We start from the raw sequence: 19967 nt of genomic DNA on the forward strand, positions 1-19967 counted from the left end.
GTGGGAGCGAATTCATTCGCGAAAAATAGTTCGGCCAATACATATCCGTTGGATGTACAGGCCTATCGCGAATGAATTCGCTCCCACAGGGGGATCACCGTTGCAACCAAACCGTCGCGTTCATTAGGCCTTGCGCGCCTCGTTCTTGCTGCGCATGGCCTTGGCGCGCTTCTCCAGCACCACGTAGACAATCACCGCCAGCATCAAAGGAATCAGAAAATAAATCACCCGGTACCCAATCAGCGCCGCCAGCAGTTGCCCTTTGCTGAACTGGTGCTGCATCAAGGTAATGAACACAGTCTCCAACACCCCAAGCCCTGCGGGAATATGCGCAATAACGCCTGCGATGCTGCTGATCAGCAGAATCCCCAGCACTGCCGGATAAAACGCTTTTTCCGGTAGCAGCACATAAATCAACAGCGCCATCAGCCCCCAGTTCAGCGCGCCCAGTAACGCCTGGCGCAGCGCCTGATTGAGCGACGGCAATACCAGTTGCTGCTTGCGAATGGTCCACGTGCGGCGTTTGGAAAAACGGCACGCGAGGAAATAACCGAAGCACACCACCAACAGCACCACGCCGATCAATTGCAGCGTGGTGTCGCCGATCTTCCAGCCCTCGGGCAGGTCAATAAAACCTCCGGCAAAAACAAACCCCGCGAGCAGCATGTAGCCCAGCCAGTTGGTGATCAGGCTCAGGCTCAAGATGCGGGTGATGGTCGGCACGTCCAGCCCCAGCCGTGAATACAGCCGGTAGCGCAACGCAATGCCGCCGACCCAGGAGCTCAGGTTGAGGTTGAAGGCGTAGCAGACAAAGGTCACGGGCACGATCTGCTTCACCGACAGCTTGTGCTGGGTATAACGCCGCGCAAGCACGTCGAAGCCGCAATAGGTCAGGTAGCTGCCAAGCGCAATGAAAAAGCCCAGCACCAACGTGGTGGCCTTGTACGACTCCAGCGCATGCAGCACCTCGTTCCAGTCCAGATTCTTCACCAGCAGAAACAACATCACCGGCACGGCGATGAAAAAGAACAGGGTGAAGAGCCGCTTGGCCCAGGTCAGCCAGGGACGATTCTTGCCCGATTCAGCGGTTTTTTCCTGATCCGCCGACGCTTGCGATACCCCGCTCATAGCGATTTCTCCTGCTCGGTGGTCAGCTCGCGCTTGAGCTCCTGAGCCTCGGGCATCACGTCCGGCGCGCGCACCGGTTTCAGTCTTGGACCGTGCACAGGAAACAGCCCGGCGATGGCCGGAAAATGCCGCAGAAAGTGAAAGCTGAGAAAGATCATCGGCGCTCGCCACCATTGCCCTTTCGCCAGCCCTTTGAGGTTGGCCTGCTTGCTGTGGGCGGCGGCCAGTTCCTGCAAATGCTCATGCAGCTGCTGGTTGAGGGCACGATCGCGAATGAACAGGTTGGCTTCCAGATTCAGCGCCAGGCTCAACGGGTCGAGGTTGCTGGAGCCCACCGTGGACCACTCCTGATCGATCAGCGCGACCTTGCCGTGCAGCGCCCGCTGTTTGTATTCATGAATCACCACGCCTTCGCGCAGCAGCCAGGTATAAGTCAGGCGCGAGCACATGCGCACGAACGGCATGTCGGGTTTGCCCTGCAGAATCAGCGTCACCTTGACACCGCGACGCGCTGCATTGCGCAGTTCGCGCAGGAAGCGGTAGCTGGGAAAGAAGTACGCGTTGGCGATGGTGATGCGTTGGGACGCACTGCGCATGGCCAGCAAGTATTGCTCTTCGATGTCAGTGGTGTGGCGACGGTTGTCGCGCTCGGCCAGCAACATCCGCGCACTGCCCGCCTTGCGCGTGACCACGTCGAGGGGCGTGAACGTCTTGCGCAGCACAGGGCCGAGCATGTTCAGCGTGGAGCGATAGATATCGGCGACGATGGGCCCGCGCACCAGCACGGCGTAGTCCTGCTTGGCGGTGATGCCGGTGTCAGTCATGTGATCGACGCTGTAATTGATGCCGCCCATGAACGCCAGCTCGGCGTCGATGACCACCACCTTGCGATGCAGGCGACGAAACAGGTTGGTGCGCATGCCCATGAGTTTGGGGCGCGGGTCGAACAGCTGAATCTGCACCCCGGCAGCAATCATCGCCTGCACGAATGCGGTGCTCAGGTCGCTGGTGCCATAGTCATCGACTGTGATCACTACTCGCACGCCTCGGCTCGCCGCTTCGATCACTGCCTGCTGCAGCCCTTCGCCGACAGGGTCCTCGAAGATGATGAAGGTTTCGATCAGCACCTCCCGCTGAGCCGCGCGAATGCGTTCGAAGACCTTACTGAAAAAATCCTCGCCATTGATAAGCAGCTCCACGGAATTGCCGTCCTGCCAAAGGCCGCATCGATCGCTGAACGCCTTCATAACGTGACCTCCACCGCCAGCGGCGCGTGATCGGAAAGGTGAGACCAAGGCCGGTTCGACAGCACTTTCGGCGCACGAGCCTGCACGTTGCGTACGTAAATCCGGTCCAGACGCAGCAGCGGGAAACGCGCTGGAAAACTTTTGGCCGGCGCCCCGAATGACTCGACGAACACCTCCCGCAGCCCGATCGATGACAGCGCCGCGTCGGCCTTGAGTCGCCAGTCATTGAAATCCCCGGCGATGATCACTGGCGCGTCCTCAGGCAGCTTCGAGACGAGCTCTGCCATCAATGCAAGTTGCTGCTGACGGTGCACTTCCTTGAGGCCAAGGTGCACGCAAACGGCGTGAACCTCGCCGAAACGCGGCACATCCAGAACGCAATGCAACAAGCCGCGCTCTTCAGTGCCGAGTATGGAAATGTCGAAATTTTCGTGGCGCAGGATCGGGTACTTCGACAGCAGCGCGTTACCGTGGTGGCCGTGGGGATAAACCGCGTTGCGGCCATAGGCGAAGGCGTCCCACATGCTGTCGGCGAGGAACTCATACTGCGAGGTGGTCGGCCAGTCCTTGACCTTCTGCGCGTGGTTCTGATGCTCGCCGTGCACCTCTTGAAGAAACACCACGTCCGCCGACACGCTGCGCACCGCATCGCGCAACTCCGGCAGGATGAAGCGCCGATTGAGGAAGCCGAAGCCCATGTGCATGTTCATCGTCAGCACATTGAGGGTGACCTCGGTGGTGGCCGCCTGTCGCGGGCCGGCAATGTCTTCAGGGGTGAGAACAGTGGTCAAAACGTCACTCCTTGTAGATCGCCCGGTGCGACTTCCAGGTCTGCGGTCAAGTCAAAACGGGTAAGCAGCGTGCGGGCATCAAACGGCGCGCGCACTTTGATGTCGTTGTCGAAATAGCAGTAAACATCGCGGGATTTGCGCGCGCGGGGCGGTTTTTCGTTGGCCAGGTGCGCATCCTCAGGCTGCCGGCCCTGCCGCCACAACTCGATGCGATCGCCCCATCGCTTGAGCGCCTTGGGTGTGTAGCCGCTGGCGTAAAGCGCTTTGTCGCCGTGCAGGCGCAGGTACATGAAATCGCAGGTCAGGTCTTCCAGATAAGGCCACTTACCTGCGGTATCGGCCACCACCAGCGCCACTTTGTAAGTGCGCAGCAGGGCGATGAATTCCGGGACGGCGAAGCTTTCATGGCGGATTTCAACGGCGTGGCGCAAACGCGCCCTGGCCGCAATATCGAGGTAGCCCGGCTTCTCCATGCGCGCCGCGCAGCCTTTGGCGCAGGCTTTGGCGGCCTTGCCATCGTGGGGCAGCAACTTAAGAAAGGCCTCGAACTTTTCCGCGTCGAATTTGAAGCTCGGTGGAAACTGCCAGAGGATCGGGCCCAGCTTTTCCTTGAGCTGAAATATCCCCGAAGCAAAGAAATTGGCCAGCGCTTCTTCAATGCCGTTCAGGCGTTTGACGTGGGTGATGTAACGCGGCGCCTTGACGCTGAAGACAAAGCCCTTGGGCGTGTCGGCGTACCAGCGGGCGTACAGGTCCGGCGACTGCAGGGAGTAGAACGAGCCATTGATCTCAATGCTGTTCACAGCCCTGGAGGCGAATTTGAGTTCGTTTTTCTGGGCCAGGCCTTCCGGGTAGAAATCACCGCGCCACGGCACATAGCGCCAGCCCGATATGCCGATGCGGATATCGCTCATGCAAGTGCTCTCTGTGCTCGCCGTCACGGCGGGGGCCGTGACAGTCCTGAACTAGAGATATGAAGCCTGTGAGCCGGCCAGGTTCCATGATTTTTAGCCGGGGCTCATCTTCAGCCCGGCAGGCGCACGGTGCGCTTGGCGCCGGTGAACAACCCCCAGGTCGACATGAACAGTGCCGCGATCATCGGCCCGATCACGAACCCGTTCAGGCCGAACACGGCCATGCCGCCCAGGGTCGAAATCAGAATCAGGTAATCGGGCATCCGCGTGTCCTTGCCCACCAGAATCGGCCGCAGTACGTTATCCACAAGGCCAATCACAAAGACCCCGAACAAGCCCAGCACCACGCCTTGCCAAAGCATGCCGCTGGCCAGGAAATACACCGCCACCGGCGCCCAGACGATGCCCGCCCCCACTGCCGGCAGCAGCGACAGAAACGCCATAGCCACGCCCCAGAGCAAGGCGCTGGGGATATCGAGAATCCAGAAGATCAAGCCGCCCAGCGCTCCTTGAGTCACCGCCACCACGATGTTGCCTTTGACGGTTGCCCGCACCACCCGGGTGAACTTCAGTTGCAGTCGACGCTTCTGTGGCTCGGCCAGCGGCACGGCGGTGCGGATGCGGCGCACCAGCTCCGGCCCGTCGCGCAAAAAGAAAAACAGCAGGTACAACATGATGAAAAAGCTCACCACGAAATCAAAGGTGCCTTGGCCGAAGCTGAACGCTTGAGTGGCCAGGTACTGGCTGCCTTGCATCGCGGCCTTGGAGATTTTGTCCTGCAGCCCGTTGAAATCCCCGACACCCAGGCGATTGAGCCAGTGCTGAATCGACGTCGGCAGCAGCGCCTTGAATTCGGCGAGGTATTTGGAGATGTCCAGCTGGCCGCTTTCGACGTTCTTGTACAGCGCCGTGCCCTCCTGAACCATCAGCATGCTGATGATGATCACCGGCAGAATCGCGATCAGCAGGCAGACCAACAACGTGCACAGCGACACCGCATTGCGCTTCCAGCCGAAGCGCGCCAGGAACCGTCGTTGCAGCGGCGCGAAGATGATGCCCAGGATCACCGCCCAGAACACGGCGCCGTAGAACGGCAGCATGATCCAGATGAAGGCGATGGTGACCAGCACTAGCAACAGCATGAGGGTTTTGTTTTGCAGCGCAGTATCGTTCATGTTCCTTCCATGTCAGTGAGCCCCGCTGAGCACGAGGCCTAATGATTAGTCCGCCGATTGCGACAGGAGTGCCGCCTGTAACGCAGACGAGAAGAGGCATGGAATTGAACGAGGGTCAGGACGTGGCGGGTCGTAATGACCCGCCTTGCTGGCAATGGATGCCCTCGTCAGATGCGGAATTGCCCGACCAGTTGGCCCAGACGATGGTTGAGGTCCGTCAGGCTGCGCGAGGTGTTGGCGCTGTGGCGGGTTTCGTCGGCGACGCTTTCCACCGCAACGGCGATTTGATGCACGCTGCGGTTGATCTCCTCGGCCACGGCCGTCTGTTCTTCCGCGGCGCTGGCAATCTGCGCGTTCATCGAATTGATGGTGCCGATCAACTGACCGATGGTGTCCAGCGAGGCCCCGGCTTCGTTGGCTTTGGCAGAGGTGCCGTCGCCCGCTTCGCTTGAGCGACGCATCGCCGCCACTGCGCCCTGGGTGCCCTGTTGCAAGCGATCGATCATGCCCTGGATTTCCTGGGTGCTCTGCTGGGTGCGACTGGCCAGTGCGCGCACCTCGTCGGCCACCACCGCAAAGCCACGACCTGCCTCCCCCGCTCGCGCCGCTTCGATGGCCGCGTTGAGGGCCAGCAGGTTGGTCTGTTCGGCGATGGAGCGAATCACCCCCAATACGCCGACGATGGAAGTCACGTCGTTCTGCAGGCTGTCCAGCGAGGTGCCGCTGTGGCGGATGTCATTCACCAGTGCATGGATCTGCTCAATGCTGCCATCGACCACACGCTTGGCGGCCTGGCCCTCTTCGTCGGTCTGCTGCGCAGCCACCGACGCACCTTGCGCGCTCTTGGCAACTTCCTGAGCCGCTGCCGACATCTGATTGATGGCGGTCGCGACCTGATCGGTCTCGTGGCGCTGACGCTCCATGGCCTGTTCGGAGCGTTGCGCCTGATGGGTGACCTCGCCGACCAGCCCGGTCAGTTGCGAGGTCATTTCGGCAATCTGGCGCACCAGCCCGTGAATCTTGTCGACGAAGCGGTTGAACGAGCCTGCCAGTTCGCCGAGTTCGTCTTGCGAGGTCACGGCCAGCCGGCGCGTGAGGTCACCCTCGCCCGCCGCGATGTCGTCCAGATTGGCCTTCATCAGACGCAGCGGCCGCAGGATGCTGCCGGCGATCCACACGCCGATCACGGTAATGATCACCAGTACCAGCACGGCGATGCCGATGATGGTCATCAGCATGTCTTCCATGCGCTGGGTGACGGCCTGACGGACTTCGGCGACCTTGGCGTCGATGTTGTCCAGATTGACCGACGAGCCGACCGCCATATCCCACTTGGCGAGGTATTCGGTGTAGCCAAGCTTGGGCACCAGTTCGCTGGAGCCCGGCAGCGCCGAGGAATATTCGAGAAAATGGGTGCCATTCTTGGCGACGTCCACCAGGCCGGCGTTGACATAGACGCCATTGGGGTCGCGCACGTCCTTGAAGCTCTTGCCGATGCCATCGGGGCTGTCGCCCTTGAACAGGCGCACGGCCTGGGAGTCGTAGCCGAAGAAGTAGCCGTCTTTGGCGTACTTGACCTGAGAGAGCATCTTGATGACTTGCGCGCGGGCCTCGATGTCGCCCGGCGCCGAGGCGTCGTACAGCGGCTTGATCGTGCCCATGGCCACGGCGACGTAGCTTTGCAGGGTCGCCTTGGCTTCTGCGAGCAGATGCTGACGGGTTTCTTCGACTTCGCGCCTGGCCTGTTCGCGCAGCATGAACACCGTGCTCACGCTGATGATCAACGCGAACAGCAGCACCGGAAGCACCGCCAGGGAAAGGACTTTGGCTTTGAGATTTAGCCGCATAGGTACATGACCCTTTTATTATTGTGTACGTTGGCCCGTCGGGCTCCTTATCGGTTAACGGCGCGGCACGGCAAAAGTTGAGGTCACAACGGCGCTCGTTCCGTTAATGGATGCCCGGTTGCGAGGCCTGTCGTTCGGGCAGATCGATACGCACCTGCAAACCGCCGAGCGGGCTTTCAAGCAGTTGAATCCGCCCGCCCCAGGACTCGACGATGTCCTTGACGATGCCCAGCCCCAGGCCATGGCCGGTCACCTGTTCGTCCAGCCGGTTGCCGCGCCCCAGCACTTCTTCGCGCTGCACCTCGGGAATGCCCGGGCCATCATCGTCGATCAGCAGGCAGTAGCCGTCCGGCTCACGGGTGATGCACAGGCCTACCACGCTGTCAGCCCATTTGCAGGCGTTGTCCAGCAGATTGCCCAGCAGTTCGAGGATGTCTTCCCGGTCCCACGGCAGCACGAGGCCGCGGGGGACGTGATTGTTCAGCTCAAGGTGCTCGCCGTGGATCATCTGCAAGGTGGAAAACAGCCCCGGCAGCTCGACATCGCAGTCCAATCGCACGCCGGGCAAGGCATCGCCCGACAGCCGGGCGCGATTGAGCTCACGCTCCAGACGCTGCTGAATCTGCTGCAACTGCTCGCGCAAGGTCTCACGCACTTGCGGGTGGCCGGCCAGTTTCGGCCCTTGGGCGAGGCTCATCAGCACCGCCAGCGGGGTCTTCAAGGCGTGGCCGAGGTTGCCCAACGCATTGCGCGAGCGCTTGAGGCTGTCTTCGGTGTGGGCCAGCAGGTGGTTGATCTGCGCCACCAGCGGTTCCAGTTCCACTGGCACTTGTTCATCCAGTTGCGAGCGCTGGCCTTGCTGCAGTTGCTGAATTTGCTCACGGGCCTTGTCCAGCGGGCGCAGGGCGCGGCGTACGGTGATCCGTTGCAGGATCAGGATGAGGATCAAACCGCCCAGCCCCAGCGCCAGACCGATGCGCTGAACCAGCGCAAAACTGGCCTGCACCGGCGTGTAGTCCTGAGCGACGGTGATGGAAATGGTTTGGCCGAACTTGCGGTATTCGGAGTGCAGCAACAGCAGCGACTGCTTGGTCTTCTCCAGCTTGAAGTCAGCGTGCAGCCCGGTGTCGTCAGGCTGCGGCAGTTCCAGATCCCACAAGGATCGCGAGCGCCAGTGCCCGCCGTCGAAGTCGATGCGGAAATAATGGCCGGAATAGGGGCGCTGATAACCCGGCGACAGACGGTGCTCGTCCAACTGCATTCCCGCAGGGCCGCGAACGATGGCGACCAGCAGCAGTTCAGCGTCGTTGCGCAGTCCGGATTCCAGATAGCGTTGCATGCCGACCTCAAACAGCCAGAGGCTGACCTGCGCCAGCACCAGCCCGATAATCAGCAGCACGCTGATCAGGCCCAGGCTCAAGCGTCGCTGTATCGACCTCACCCGCCCGTCCCGCCGAACCGGTAGCCCTGACCGCGACGGGTCTCGACCACCGCGCGCCCCAGCTTGCGGCGCAGGTGGTTGACGTGCACTTCGATCACGTTGGAATCGCGCTCGCTTTCGCCGTCGTATAAATGCTCGGCCAGATGGCTTTTGGAGAGGATCTGCTCGGGGTGCAGCATGAAGTAACGCAACAGGCGAAATTCGGCGGCCGTCAGCTGGATTTCTTCGCCGTCGCGGATCACGCATTGACGACCTTCATCAAGGTGCAGGCCCGCTGCTTCGAGCTTCGGCTGGTTCGCCAGCCCACGCGCCCGACGCAACAGCGCCTGAATGCGCAGTTGCAGTTCTTCGGGGTGGAAAGGCTTGGTGAGGTAATCATCGGCGCCGGCTTTGAGGCCTTCGATCCGTTCGGCCCACGAACCGCGAGCGGTGAGCACCAGCACCGGCGTCGAAAGCCCGCCAGCGCGCCACTTTTGCAGCACTTCAAGGCCCGGAACGCCAGGCAGGCCCAGGTCAAGAATGATCAGATCATAGGGTTCGCTTGCGCCCTGATGTATGGCATCACGGCCATCGGCCAGCCAATCCACGGCGTACCCCTGGCTCAAGGCGCTGAGCAGCTCGTCGGCCAGGGGAACGTTGTCCTCAACCAGTAACAGGCGCATCAATCATCTTCCTTGTCTTCGAGCAGACGGCTGTCGCGCGCGTCGAACTTGAGCTCGCGCACCACGTGATCGGCGGTAACCAGCTCGATCTCGTAGACCAGCACGTCGTGTTTCTCTTCCAGCTCCGCTTCCAGGAGCTTTGAACCGGGGTAACGTCCCAACGCTTGTTCGATGAACTGCTCCAGCGGCAGGATCACGCCGCGCTGACGCAGCGCCAGCGCTTCATCCTGATCCAGATCCCGCGCGGTACAGACCGTGCAGGCCATGACTGCGCAGGTTGCAAGCAAACCGCAAACCAAACGTGCATAGGGACGCTTACCGGCGATCATTAGGTGTCCTGGTGATCTTTGAGAATCTGGCCGTTGGTGGCATCGAGTTCGACGTCCCACTCGACGCCCTTGGCATCGCGCAGTTCGACCTGATAGACGTATTTGCCATATTCCTGTTCCAGTTCGGTCTCGGTGATGGTCGCGCCTGCGTGCTTGGCCAGCACGGCGGCGTTGAGTTTTTCAAAGGACTGAATAGTACCTGCATCTCGCAGACGCAGGGCTTCATCCGGGCCCAGATCCTTGGCTTGTACGTAACCTGCGGTGACAGCGAGGGCAGCGGTGGCGAAAAGGGCAGTGAAAAATTTCATGATGAATCTCCGTTGAGTTCGTCGTTTTGACGCAAACAACGATATCGAAACGAACTTAATTGAAGCTGAATTCTCTGGCTACATGCCATTATGTTTGGTACTAACCGCCGCTTTCTGATCCCGCGTCGGTGGCTATAATCCGCCTCTGTTCAACGCTGGAGTGCCCATGAGCGCCATTCGGATCAAGACGCCCGCACTGACGATCAAGGCCGGCGCGCGCGCATTGGCGCGCATTCGTGACAATGGCCTGTCGCCCGCCGACGTCGGCACCATTCCCGGCGCAGCGGGAGGGCCCAAGGCCCTTGGCATTCAGGGGCTCGACCTGGCCCTGTTCGGCGAATGGCTGCCGCGCGTTGAACGCGAGCGCTCGCTGATCGGCGCATCCATCGGCTCCTGGCGCTTCGCCAGCGCCTGCCTGCCCAACCCCGTCGAAGGCATCGAACGGCTGGGCAAGCTCTATAACGAGCAGAGCTTTGCCAAAGGCGTGACCATGGCCGAGGTCACTCTGAGCTGTGTGAAGATGCTCGACGACCTGTTACAGGGCCACGATGCCAGCGTGCTGAGCAATCCCCACTACCGCCTCAACATCATGATCGTCAAAAGCCACGGCCTGCTGGCGCTGGACCATCGTGGTGGTCTGGGCCTCGGGCTCGGCTCGGTGATCGCCAACAACCTGATCGGCCGCGCCCGCCTGTCGCGCCACTTCGAGCGCCTGATCATGCACGACGCACGACTGGCCCCGCCGGTGCTGGCGCTGACTGATTTTCCGTCGCGCTGCCTGCACCTGGACACCGGCAACCTGCGCCATGCCTTGCTCGCCTCGGGTTCGATTCCGATGGTCATGCAGGGCGTCATGGACATCCCCGGCGTCGGCCCCGGGACCTTCCGCGACGGCGGCCTGCTGGACTACCACCTCGACCTGCCCTACAGCGGCAGCGACATCGTGCTTTACCCGCATTTCACCGACAAAATCATCCCCGGCTGGTTCGACAAGACCCTGCCGTGGAGGCGTGGTGATGTGGGTCGTTTGCAGGACGTTGTGTTGCTCGCGCCCGCGCGGGACTACCTGGCCACCCTGCCCTACGGCAAATTGCCGGATCGCAGCGACTTCAAGCGGTTTGTCGGCAAGGACAAGGAACGCCAGCAGTATTGGCGGACCGCGATGGAGCAGAGCCGACGATTGGGCGATGAATTCATCGAGCTCGTTGACAGTGGACGGCTGGCCGGGAGACTCCAGCCTCTGGTTTAAGGGGCTCTGATTCAACGGCGCGGGTTTTAACCAGGCGGTCAGGTTCTGCCTGTCCCCCGGCGATCCATTGCTGATAAACTCGCCGCCTGTATTTTTTTGTCCAGGCGATCGCCACTTTTCAAGGCCCTTACTACCGTGGAAATCTTCAAGGAATTTACATTCGAATCCGCCCACCGCCTGCCTCACGTCCCGGAAGGCCACAAGTGCGGCCGTCTGCACGGCCACTCGTTCCGGGTCGCAATCTACCTGCAGGGCGAGCCTGATCCGCACACCGGCTGGATTCGCGACTTCTCCGAGATCAAGGCCATCTTCAAGCCGCTGTATGAGCGTCTGGATCACAATTACCTGAACGACATTCCCGGTCTGGAAAACCCCACCAGTGAAGTACTGGTGAAGTGGATCTGGAATGAGCTCAAGCCGTTGCTGCCTGAGCTGTCGCAGATCCGTATTCACGAGACGTGCACCAGTGGGTGTGTTTATCGCGGTGAGTGATGTTATTTGAGGAGCGGTGGGTCCTGACGACCGAACCGTTTCGCCTTCGGCGACTTGCGTAAACAAGGCGCAATGCCCGCCCAAGGCGCAGGGTGCTTGCTGCGGGTTGGGCGTTGACTACGTCAAAGCGCTCACGCCGGCGATGTTCCGTGGCACGCCGCACTGCTACAGCGTCAGAACCGGTAGTTCAGCGCCAGGCTGGACAATACGGTTCTGCTGGCTTGAGAGCCTGCTTTCCCCCCGTAATACCGGCGCTCACCATCCTTCATATCCTTGACCAGCGTGCTGCCTTTGGCCTCGGCATAGGTCTGATAATCAACACCTGCCTTGAGCGAGAGCTGCGGGTTGAAACGATAAGACAGCCCCAGCGCCAGGCTTTGCATGCGGCCTTTGTTGCCGTTGTTGCCGGTAAAGGTGATGTCGCGCAGGTGATGCTGGTCATGGTCTCTGGCCTTGACCCACTGGCTGTATTTGAAGCGTCCTTCCAGTGTCCAGTCTTTATAGGTGTAAAGCCCCACCAGTCCCACGTACGGGGTTTCGTAGCTCTGTTCGTAGGTGATGCCTTTCACGCCTGCGGGGATTTTTCCCGAGATATCGCGAAAGCCTTCGTCCGATGAATAGGTCAGGCTGCCGCCTCGGGCCTGCCAGCCGAACTCGTTGCGCTGGTAACCCAGCAGGCCCCCCAACGCCAGATCGTCGCGCTTAAGTGCCCAAAGCGTGGCCGCAAATTCTGCCTGCCAGGCTTTCTGAATGCGCGTGTCGGGATGGTCTGAATAGTCGCTCCACCCGGCGTGCTCATCGCTGAGCCAGTCGTAATCCTTCATGTGCCCGTCGCCCTTGGCGATTTTCGTCCAGCCGCGGGCTTCCAGGGTCAGCGAGTCGTTTGGGTGGTAGGCCAACCCCAAATGAAGCGTGGGGACTCGCTTGAGGTCCCAGTTCAGTTGGCTGATTTTTTTGCCATCGTAGGTGTCGTACACCTTCTCCTGCGCCTGACCGTTCAGCAACCCCGCCCCCAGGCTCAACTCAACGCCGCCGAGCTGGAACTGTTGTTCGTCCTTTATTTGTGCGTGGGCGAGTGATTCTTGCGCGAGCGCTGCAAGTGTCAGCAATACCAGCGTTTTGCTTGCCTTCATAAACTGTTTAGTACCTTCCGCTTGAAGAGATGCCTGTGGTTTGGCAGGTGGCGAAAGGGTGACTTTTCCGGCGGGATGTTTCTGTCAGGTGACTCTTGTGTTGCGGTGTGAAAGCGGGAAGTCTGGGATGGGAAATGGACTACAAGCTTGAAACTCTGGAGGTGGCGACCGTGCGGGCCGCGATTGGGCGTAGACGGTGGCCAGGTAAAACACCGGTGTCTGGAGTACCGCTTTCGCGGCCGTCGTAACCTCCGACTGCTCCTACGAGAGATTGGGGCGTAACCCACATCAGCGTTCGCTTCTGGGTTCATGCGCGGTCAATCAGACGAATACCCCCGTCCCGAAAAACCAAAAAAGGGCCGCCCGCTCAAACGGACAGCCCTTTTCACCCAAGCCCGCGAAAATTACGCCAGGCTTTTACTCACGACTTCATACACATCCGGCGACAACTGCCCCGACGCGCGAATCCGCTCCAGCTCGCCCCTCATCAGCGCCTGGCGCTTGTCGTCGTATTTGCGCCAGCGCGTCAACGGCGCCAGCTGACGCGACGCGATCTGCGGGTTGAAGCTGTTCAGCTCGATGACCAGATCCGCCAGGAAGCGATACCCCGAACCATCCGCCGCATGGAAGTTGATCAGGTTCTGCCCGGCAAACGCACCGATCAGCGCCCGCACCTTGTTCGGGTTCTTGAGGGTAAACGCCGGGTGCTGCATCAGCGCCTTCACCCGCTCCAGACCGCCCGTTAGGGTGCTGCCAGCCTGCACACTGAACCACTGATCCATGACCAGGGCATTGTCCTTGAAGTTTTCGGCGAACACCGCCAGTGCCTTGGCCTTCTCGTCTTCGAATGGCGAGTTGACGAGCACCGCCAGCGCGGTCAGGCGTTCGGTCATGTTGTCGGCGCTGTCGAACTGTTCGATCGCCGCCGCCAGCACTTCTGGCTTGCCAGTGAGCATCAGGTACGACAATGCGATGTTTTGCAGCGCGCGGCGGGCGAAGTGTTCGGATTCAGCCACGTAGGCCGTGGCCTTGGACACCTCACGATTAGCCACGTAACGCTTCCACAACGCGTCGCTCAGGCTGTTCGCCAGTTGCTGACGAGCGAACTCGCGAGCGGCGTGGATGGCATCGACATCGGCCACTTCGCTGATTTCGGTGAGGTACGCCTCGCCTGGCAGCGAGAGCATTTCGGCGACCATCGCCTGATCCAGAGACTCATCCGCCAGCACGGTGCGCAGCGCAGTGGTCAGACGCTGATCCAGCACCAATGCCTCGCCCTTCTGATGCTGAGCAATCAGCTCCTGCAGCACCTGCACCGACAACTGCTGACCGGCATCCCAGCGGTTGAAGCCGTCGCTGTCATGCTGCATCAGGAACATCAGCTGGTCGCGGTTGTACGGGAAGCTCAGTTTCACCGGCGCGGAGAAGCCACGCAGCAGCGAAGGCAGCGGCTGTTCGGCGATGTCGACGAAGGTGAAGGTCTGTTCGGCTTCGGTCACGGAGATGACGCGGGAGGTACCGGATACCGAGGATTCATCCTGCAAGCGCAGCGCAATTTCCTGACCTTGCTTGTCCAGCAGGCCCAGCGATACCGGAATCACGAACGGCTTTTTCTCGTCGCCTGGCTGACCTGGGGTGGTCGGCGCGCTCTGGCGGAAGGTCAGGCTGTAGGTTTTGGCCGCAGCGTCGTAGGACTCGCTCACCGCCAGGCGCGGCGTGCCGGCCTGGGAATACCAGCGCTTGAACTGGGTCAGGTCGATGCCGTTGGCGTCTTCCATGGCCTTGACGAAATCGTCGCAGGTCACGGCCTGGCCGTCGTGGCGCTCGAAGTACAGGTCGCTGCCTTTACGGAAACCTTCGGCACCGAGCAAGGTGTGGATCATGCCGACCACTTCCGAACCCTTTTCGTACACGGTCAGGGTGTAGAAGTTGGAAATCTCGATGAAGCTGTCCGGGCGCACGGCGTGGGCCATGGGGCCCGCATCTTCAGCGAACTGGTGCGTGCGCAGGTACGCGACATCCTGAATGCGCTTGACCGTCGCCGAGTGCATGTCCGAGGAAAAGCCCGCATCACGGAACACGGTGAAGCCTTCCTTGAGCGACAGCTGGAACCAGTCGCGGCAGGTCACGCGGTTGCCCGACCAGTTGTGGAAGTATTCATGGGCGACGATGGCTTCAACACGTTGGTGCGCAGCGTCGGTCGCGGTTTCGGCGCGGGCCAGCACAGCGCTGGAGTTGAAGATGTTGAGGCCCTTGTTCTCCATGGCGCCCATGTTGAAGTCGTTGACCGCCACGATCATGAAGATGTCCAGGTCGTATTCGCGGCCGTAGACCTCTTCGTCCCAGCGCATGGATTTCTTCAGGCTGTCCATGGCGTGCTGGCATTTGTCGATGTTTTCCTGCTCGACATAAATGCGCAACGTGACCTTGCGTTCGGTCATGGTGATGAAGGTGTCTTCGATGCACCACAGATCACCCGCCACCAACGCAAACAGGTAGGCCGGCTTCTTGAACGGGTCCTCCCAGGTGATCCAGTGACGCCCGTCTTCGGAAGGGCCTGCCTCGATCGGGTTGCCGTTGGACAGCAGGATCGGGAAGTCCTGTTTGTCGGCAATCACGGTCGTGGTGAAGCTGCTCATCACGTCCGGGCGGTCGAGGTAATAGGTGATCTTGCGGAAACCTTCGGCCTCGCACTGGGTGCAGAACATGCCGCTGGACTTGTACAGGCCTTCCAGCGCGGTGTTGGTTTCGGGGTGGATCTTCACGCTGGTGTCCAGGGTGAAGGTCTCGGATTGGGGGTGGACGGTCAGGTTGTCCGGGGTCAGCTCGTAGTCACCCGCTGCCAGATCGACATCGGCCAGCTTGACCGACAGCAGTTCCAACTGTTGACCGTCAAGCACCAGCGGTGGCAAGGCGACTCCTTGTAAAGGCTGGCCCCGCTGCGGATTGCGGCGCATGACCAATTGCGCGTGCACCAAGGTGTGGTCGTCGAACAATTCGAAGGTCAGGTGCGTCTCGTCGATGAGGTACTCAGGCGCCTGGTAATCCTTCAGGTAGATCATTTTTGGCTGTTCGGTGCGCATGATGCTGTCCCTTCTTCCAATTCAGGCTACTGATGCACGGCGAGTTGATACGCCGTGTACTTGCGAATATTGATCACGCCCGTGTCGAAGATCAGGTACTGGCCCTTGATGCCCAGCAACGTGCCTTCGGCGATGGGGTCCTTGTCCAGGTTGAAGCTGACGATCTTCGTCGGATAAGCCTCGACCGGGTAGTTGATCTCGATGGGTTGCACATCGTTCAACAACTGGATCGCCTGCAGACCGAAGCGCGTTTGCAGTGACGCCAGGCCTTCGGCGCAAGACTCGAACAATTGCTGACGAATGGCCGTCAGGTCAACCGATGGCGCATCGCCTTTAAGCAGGGCCCGCCAGTTGGTGCGGTCGGCCACTTGGCTGCGGAACAGGTCTTCGACGAAACCCGACTGCTGACGGGTGGCTACGCGCACGATCGGCAACGCCTGGCTCGCGCCCTGGTCCAGCCAGCGTGTCGGCAGCTGGGTGGCACGGGTGATGCCGACTTTGACGCCCGACGAGTTGGCGAGATAAACCACGTGATCGGTCATGCAGAACTGCTCGCCCCACGACGGATCGCGGCAGGTGCCGTGTTCGTGGTGGCATTTTTCCGGGCTCATGATGCACAGGTCGCACTGGGCCAGTTTCTGCATGCAGGGGTAGCAATAGCCCTGGCTGAAGCTGGTCTTGGTGCGACGGCCGCAATGGCTGCAGTGAATGGCACCCAGGTATTCCAGGCGCACGGTCTTGCCGATCAGCGGGTTGACCGGAATTTCCGAGTCACCCAGACGAAACGCATATTCCACCTGCGTGGCATCGAGCCGGGCAGACATCTTGTTGACGGAGCCGCGACCAATCTCTATCAATGGATGGCATCCGACTTGAAGAGGATGTTCGGCACCGGCGCTGACTTGGAGGCGCACTCCTGCGGGCCCATGTAGCCGATGCGCTGTTCTTCGGGCACGTTGCGCACTTCCCAGGCGATCAGCGCCTGCAGCGACAGCTCACGTTGCTCTTGAGTCAGCTTGCGGCCATCGGACCACTTGCCGATTTCCACGGCCAGTTTCAGGCTCTCGTAGATGTCCGGGGTGATGTTTTCGATCATTTCGACAAAAGAGGACATTGGGCTCTCCCAGAATTAAGCGGGCAATTTTAATGCTTACGGCGCGCCAATGCACCGCCCACAAGACCTGTTGCACAACCGATGATCAGTCCGCCGACGTGGGCGCCGTTGGCGATTTCGCCAAAACCCAGCAGGCTGATCAGCCCGGACATGCACAGCACCAGCCACGCGAGCATCATCACCAGTACGCCGCGCGGCAAACGATAGATGGGGTTGGGTGCGAGCCATTGAAAGATCCAGCAGTGACCCAGCAAGCCATACAGCACTCCGGACAATCCGCCGAACAGGCTCGGGCCACTCCAGAAATACTGGCCGTAGTTGGAAAAGGCGCTGAAGGCCAGGGTCAGCCCCAGCAACTGCCAGCTGCCCTGGCGTACTTCGATACGCCGCCCCAGCTCCCAGAACCACAGGGCGTTCATCACCAGATGCAGCAGGCCGAAGTGGATCAACATCGGCGACACAATCCGCCACCACTGCCCCGCCGCCAGCGTGACATCGACCGGGGTGAACATCACGTAATCGCCGCTGACGCGGAAATCGTTGAAGGTCAGCCAGCTCAGCGCCTCGAAGTTGTCGCCCAAAAGCGTCACCCCCGCGACGATCAGGCACAGCAGCAAAAAGATGCTGGTCACCGGGCTGCTGCGCACTTGCAGCAACGGACTTGGGCGGCTTACGGCCACCACTTCACGGCCCGGCGGCAGCTGCGCGGTAGGATCGCCTTGCGGGTATTGCTCATAGAGACGCCGGACATCGTCGGCCAGTTGCGGCGCGTCGGGCACCCAGAGCACTTGCTCGCCTGCCTCCTCGCTGACCCGGTGCGGGACGTTGAGGCGGCGCAGCAGTTCGACGAAACCGCTCAGGTCGATGTTCAGGGGCAGACGCAGGACGGCGACCGGATTCATGGATTAAGGCTCATTTGGCAATCTCGGGCCGCGTGACATCGACCCAGACGAATTTGCTCGGGTCGATGCGGGTTTCTTGATCAAGGCGATACGCGGCCAGCTTGCCGTACAGCACGGCGCTGTAGTCCAGGCACGCCAGGTTCGGGCGAATCGGAGCGGGAATCCCGCTGCGCCAATAATGGCCGACGAACAGCAATGGCTCGTCCGCGCCATAGCGCAGCAACGCGCTTTTCTCGCTGTCCGACAGCGGCCGTTTGGCCACGGGCTCGGGCAAAGCGTCGGGCTGGAACACCACGTCGCCGTAGGTCTGCGGGTTGTCTTCCCAAAACTTGGTGCGGAACGAGGCTCGGGTCAGGCCATCACCACCGGTGAGCGTCATGCCGTGGGGCAGGCGCATGTCGGTGCCGCGCAACAGTCGGTCGAACACCGCGCTGGCGAAACTGCCTTGCACGGCAGAGGCCTGGACGAAGTGCTGATCGATGCGACCGTCGCCATGGGCGCTGCGCAATGGCTCGATCAGGTTGGTGTCCCAACAGGCGTGCACCAGCCGGAAACGCTCGGCGTCGATGAACAGCGGCAGCTCATAGAACCATTTGAGGAAGTCGTTCCAGTCGCCGGGATGCCCTTCGAACTGCGCCAGGGTTTCGCCCAAGAGGCGCGCGTGACGGGGCGTGTGCTCGCGCACGAACTGCTTGCCGCTTTCCGGCGGCGCAGGGGTCGACCAGCCCAAGGCATTGAACTCATGGTTGCCCATGATGCAGAACGCCTGCCCGGCCACGACCATGTCGTGAACGATGTGCAGTGCCTCGCGAATGCGCGGGCCGCGGTCGATGATGTCGCCCAGGAACAGGGCGATGCGTTCAGGGTGGCGCCAGACGCCGGCCTGAAAGCGGTAACCAAGGGTGTCGAGCAAGTGCTCAAGGGTCTGGGCACATCCATGCACGTCACCGATCAGATCGTAGCTACGCGCGGGATCGAGCATCAGTCGCTCCCGCCGCCGAGCCGACTGCCCCAACCGAGTTTGGTCCGGCAGACTTCGTAATAGTTGTGATCGAGGGGGTGAATCAGACGCAGTTTTTGCGGTTTCTTTTTCACGGTCACGGTGTCACCCGGCGCGCAGGTGAAGTGGTTTTGTCCATCGCAGGAGACCTGTGGATAAATCGTCATGTCCTTTGAGACAACGATTTTCAGCTCACTGTTGCCGTCGACGACAATTGGCCGGCCGGACAGGGTGTGCGGGTACATCGGCACGATGACAATGGCGTCCAGCTTGGGGTGCATGATCGGGCCGCCCGCCGACAGTGCGTAGGCCGTGGAACCTGTCGGCGTGGCCACGATCAGGCCGTCGGCCTTCTGGCTGCAGACGAACTGGCCGTCGATGTAGATCTCGAATTCGATCATGCGCGTGGATTTGCCGGGGTGCAGCACCACATCATTGAGGGCGTCGCCCTGGCCGATCGCTTCACCGTGACGGCGCACTTCGGCCTGCAGCAGGAAGCGGTTTTCCACCAGATAATGACCGTCGAGCACCTCGGCGACCTTCACTTCCAGCTCATCGGGGCGGATGTCGGTCAGAAAGCCCAGGCTGCCGCGGTTGATCCCCAGCACCGGCACGTTGTGCTTGGCCAGCGCGCGGGCGGCGCCGAGCAGGCTGCCATCGCCGCCGACGACGATGACCATGTCGCAGACTTCACCGAGCATCTTGCGCGAAGAGGTTTGCAGACCATGCCCCGGCAGGACCTCGGCGATGGTGTCTTCGAGGATCACATGCAGGTGCCGCGATATCAGGAATTTCTTGAGTCGGCGGACAGTCTCGAGCACTTGGGAACTGCCCAGGCGACCAATGATGCCGATATTACGAAATTGCTCCATGGGGCTCCCGCGGGGTTCATGCCTGTAAAGAACGCGATTATGGGCGAAGGGGTCGGTAGCGGCAAATCACGGTGCATGCCGATTGGTTTGCGGACGGCTCACTTCGCTCGGTAACCATCCCAATACCCGGCGACGTCAGCCCGAATCGCGTTGAACGGCGAACAAAAACGGCACGATCTGTAGGAAAACAGCCGCAACCTTAGAGGCTTTCGCTGACGCTCTCCCGGGCACGCCGTCACGCCAACCCCGTTCACCCTGCTCCACCTTACCTCTCCAACGC

Annotated in this window: 19 protein-coding genes; 2 read left to right on the top strand and 17 right to left on the bottom strand. The window is 60.9% G+C overall.

Translation table 11 applies throughout. The features are described from left to right. Positions 1-123 precede the first annotated feature (123 nt). The 10 genes from AC07V9_RS21365 to AC07V9_RS21410 form a co-directional block, all read right to left on the bottom strand. Positions 124-1128 carry a lysylphosphatidylglycerol synthase domain-containing protein gene (locus AC07V9_RS21365; protein ID WP_495017630.1) on the bottom strand — a complete coding sequence of 335 codons (1005 nt, stop codon included), beginning with the start codon at positions 1126-1128 and terminating at the stop codon, positions 124-126. Further along, the gene (gene clsB / locus AC07V9_RS21370; RefSeq protein WP_495017631.1) at positions 1125-2375 is read right to left on the bottom strand and encodes a cardiolipin synthase ClsB; all 1251 of its coding nucleotides are present in this window, start codon (positions 2373-2375) and stop codon (positions 1125-1127) included. Before clsB ends, AC07V9_RS21365 begins: the two co-directional genes overlap by 4 nt. Then, positions 2372-3073, bottom strand: coding sequence for an endonuclease/exonuclease/phosphatase family protein (locus AC07V9_RS21375; protein WP_495017676.1), 702 nt, complete (start codon positions 3071-3073; stop codon positions 2372-2374). Before AC07V9_RS21375 ends, clsB begins: the two co-directional genes overlap by 4 nt. Positions 3074-3162: 89 nt before the next feature. Next, positions 3163-4080 (bottom strand): DUF72 domain-containing protein, encoded by a 918-nt coding sequence (locus AC07V9_RS21380; protein ID WP_495017632.1) that lies wholly within the window; start codon positions 4078-4080, stop codon positions 3163-3165. A 110-nt stretch (positions 4081-4190) separates the two neighbouring features. Continuing rightward, positions 4191-5255, bottom strand: a complete 1065-nt coding sequence (locus tag AC07V9_RS21385; RefSeq protein WP_495017633.1) for an AI-2E family transporter — start codon at positions 5253-5255, stop codon at positions 4191-4193. Between the two features lie 167 nt (positions 5256-5422). Further along, entirely contained in the window at positions 5423-7102 is a 1680-nt protein-coding gene (gene ctpM, locus AC07V9_RS21390; RefSeq protein WP_495017634.1) for a methyl-accepting chemotaxis protein CtpM, read from the bottom strand. A gap of 103 nt (positions 7103-7205) precedes the next feature. Beyond that, a complete protein-coding gene (locus AC07V9_RS21395) occupies positions 7206-8543 on the bottom strand; it encodes an ATP-binding protein (protein WP_495017635.1) in 1338 nt (445 codons plus the stop codon). Further along, the gene (locus tag AC07V9_RS21400; protein WP_495017636.1) at positions 8540-9205 is read right to left on the bottom strand and encodes a response regulator transcription factor; all 666 of its coding nucleotides are present in this window, start codon (positions 9203-9205) and stop codon (positions 8540-8542) included. Before AC07V9_RS21400 ends, AC07V9_RS21395 begins: the two co-directional genes overlap by 4 nt. Then, on the bottom strand, positions 9205-9534 hold the full coding sequence (locus tag AC07V9_RS21405) for a PepSY domain-containing protein (RefSeq protein ID WP_495017637.1): 330 nt from the start codon (positions 9532-9534) through the stop codon (positions 9205-9207). The genes AC07V9_RS21400 and AC07V9_RS21405 overlap by 1 nt, the downstream gene beginning before the upstream one ends. Then, entirely contained in the window at positions 9534-9842 is a 309-nt protein-coding gene (locus tag AC07V9_RS21410; protein ID WP_495017638.1) for a PepSY domain-containing protein, read from the bottom strand. Before AC07V9_RS21410 ends, AC07V9_RS21405 begins: the two co-directional genes overlap by 1 nt. A gap of 166 nt (positions 9843-10008) precedes the next feature. Between AC07V9_RS21410 and AC07V9_RS21415 the strand changes: the two genes are divergently transcribed. Both AC07V9_RS21415 and queD read left to right on the top strand, forming a co-directional pair. Beyond that, the gene (locus AC07V9_RS21415; protein WP_495017639.1) at positions 10009-11091 is read left to right on the top strand and encodes a patatin-like phospholipase domain-containing protein; all 1083 of its coding nucleotides are present in this window, start codon (positions 10009-10011) and stop codon (positions 11089-11091) included. 135 nt (positions 11092-11226) lie between these two features. Continuing rightward, a complete protein-coding gene (queD, locus tag AC07V9_RS21420) occupies positions 11227-11583 on the top strand; it encodes a 6-carboxytetrahydropterin synthase QueD (RefSeq protein WP_495017640.1) in 357 nt (118 codons plus the stop codon). Between the two features lie 173 nt (positions 11584-11756). Here the strand turns inward: queD and AC07V9_RS21425 are convergent, their stop codons facing one another. From AC07V9_RS21425 to AC07V9_RS21455, 7 genes are all read right to left on the bottom strand, one after another. Continuing rightward, complete coding sequence (locus tag AC07V9_RS21425; RefSeq protein ID WP_495017641.1) at positions 11757-12716, bottom strand: omptin family outer membrane protease; 960 nt, start codon at positions 12714-12716, stop codon at positions 11757-11759. Positions 12717-13120: 404 nt separating this feature from the next. Then, positions 13121-15799, bottom strand: coding sequence for an aminopeptidase N (gene pepN / locus AC07V9_RS21430; RefSeq protein WP_495017642.1), 2679 nt, complete (start codon positions 15797-15799; stop codon positions 13121-13123). Between the two features lie 26 nt (positions 15800-15825). Further along, positions 15826-16656: a DUF2797 domain-containing protein gene (locus tag AC07V9_RS21435; protein ID WP_495017643.1), complete on the bottom strand. Its 831-nt coding sequence runs from the start codon at positions 16654-16656 to the stop codon at positions 15826-15828. Further along, positions 16653-16913: a YeaC family protein gene (locus AC07V9_RS21440; protein WP_062380693.1), complete on the bottom strand. Its 261-nt coding sequence runs from the start codon at positions 16911-16913 to the stop codon at positions 16653-16655. Before AC07V9_RS21440 ends, AC07V9_RS21435 begins: the two co-directional genes overlap by 4 nt. A gap of 29 nt (positions 16914-16942) precedes the next feature. Next, the gene (locus AC07V9_RS21445) at positions 16943-17815 is read right to left on the bottom strand and encodes a rhomboid family intramembrane serine protease (protein WP_495017644.1); all 873 of its coding nucleotides are present in this window, start codon (positions 17813-17815) and stop codon (positions 16943-16945) included. Between the two features lie 10 nt (positions 17816-17825). Next, complete coding sequence (locus tag AC07V9_RS21450; protein WP_495017645.1) at positions 17826-18797, bottom strand: metallophosphoesterase; 972 nt, start codon at positions 18795-18797, stop codon at positions 17826-17828. Beyond that, on the bottom strand, positions 18797-19687 hold the full coding sequence (locus AC07V9_RS21455) for an NAD(+) kinase (protein ID WP_093459812.1): 891 nt from the start codon (positions 19685-19687) through the stop codon (positions 18797-18799). Before AC07V9_RS21455 ends, AC07V9_RS21450 begins: the two co-directional genes overlap by 1 nt. Positions 19688-19967: the final 280 nt, after the last annotated feature.

It is taken from the genome of Pseudomonas sp. GW821-FHT02A11 (genome assembly GCF_059421985.1).

What these genes read in the sequence shown, in the direction of transcription:
- AC07V9_RS21385 (WP_495017633.1), bottom strand. Translation starts at nt 5,255, where the DNA reads ATGAACGATACTGCGCTGCAAAACAAAACCCTCATGCTGTTGCTAGTG.
- AC07V9_RS21405 (WP_495017637.1), bottom strand. Translation starts at nt 9,534, where the DNA reads ATGATCGCCGGTAAGCGTCCCTATGCACGTTTGGTTTGCGGTTTGCTT.
- AC07V9_RS21410 (WP_495017638.1), bottom strand. Translation starts at nt 9,842, where the DNA reads ATGAAATTTTTCACTGCCCTTTTCGCCACCGCTGCCCTCGCTGTCACC.
- AC07V9_RS21455 (WP_093459812.1), bottom strand. Translation starts at nt 19,687, where the DNA reads ATGGAGCAATTTCGTAATATCGGCATCATTGGTCGCCTGGGCAGTTCC.
- AC07V9_RS21375 (WP_495017676.1), bottom strand. Translation starts at nt 3,073, where the DNA reads ATGGGCTTCGGCTTCCTCAATCGGCGCTTCATCCTGCCGGAGTTGCGC.
- AC07V9_RS21415 (WP_495017639.1), top strand. Translation starts at nt 10,009, where the DNA reads ATGAGCGCCATTCGGATCAAGACGCCCGCACTGACGATCAAGGCCGGC.
- AC07V9_RS21440 (WP_062380693.1), bottom strand. Translation starts at nt 16,913, where the DNA reads ATGTCCTCTTTTGTCGAAATGATCGAAAACATCACCCCGGACATCTAC.
- AC07V9_RS21380 (WP_495017632.1), bottom strand. Translation starts at nt 4,080, where the DNA reads ATGAGCGATATCCGCATCGGCATATCGGGCTGGCGCTATGTGCCGTGG.
- AC07V9_RS21400 (WP_495017636.1), bottom strand. Translation starts at nt 9,205, where the DNA reads ATGCGCCTGTTACTGGTTGAGGACAACGTTCCCCTGGCCGACGAGCTG.
- ctpM (WP_495017634.1), bottom strand. Translation starts at nt 7,102, where the DNA reads ATGCGGCTAAATCTCAAAGCCAAAGTCCTTTCCCTGGCGGTGCTTCCG.
- clsB (WP_495017631.1), bottom strand. Translation starts at nt 2,375, where the DNA reads ATGAAGGCGTTCAGCGATCGATGCGGCCTTTGGCAGGACGGCAATTCC.
- AC07V9_RS21450 (WP_495017645.1), bottom strand. Translation starts at nt 18,797, where the DNA reads ATGCTCGATCCCGCGCGTAGCTACGATCTGATCGGTGACGTGCATGGA.
- AC07V9_RS21365 (WP_495017630.1), bottom strand. Translation starts at nt 1,128, where the DNA reads ATGAGCGGGGTATCGCAAGCGTCGGCGGATCAGGAAAAAACCGCTGAA.
- pepN (WP_495017642.1), bottom strand. Translation starts at nt 15,799, where the DNA reads ATGCGCACCGAACAGCCAAAAATGATCTACCTGAAGGATTACCAGGCG.
- AC07V9_RS21425 (WP_495017641.1), bottom strand. Translation starts at nt 12,716, where the DNA reads ATGAAGGCAAGCAAAACGCTGGTATTGCTGACACTTGCAGCGCTCGCG.
- AC07V9_RS21445 (WP_495017644.1), bottom strand. Translation starts at nt 17,815, where the DNA reads ATGAATCCGGTCGCCGTCCTGCGTCTGCCCCTGAACATCGACCTGAGC.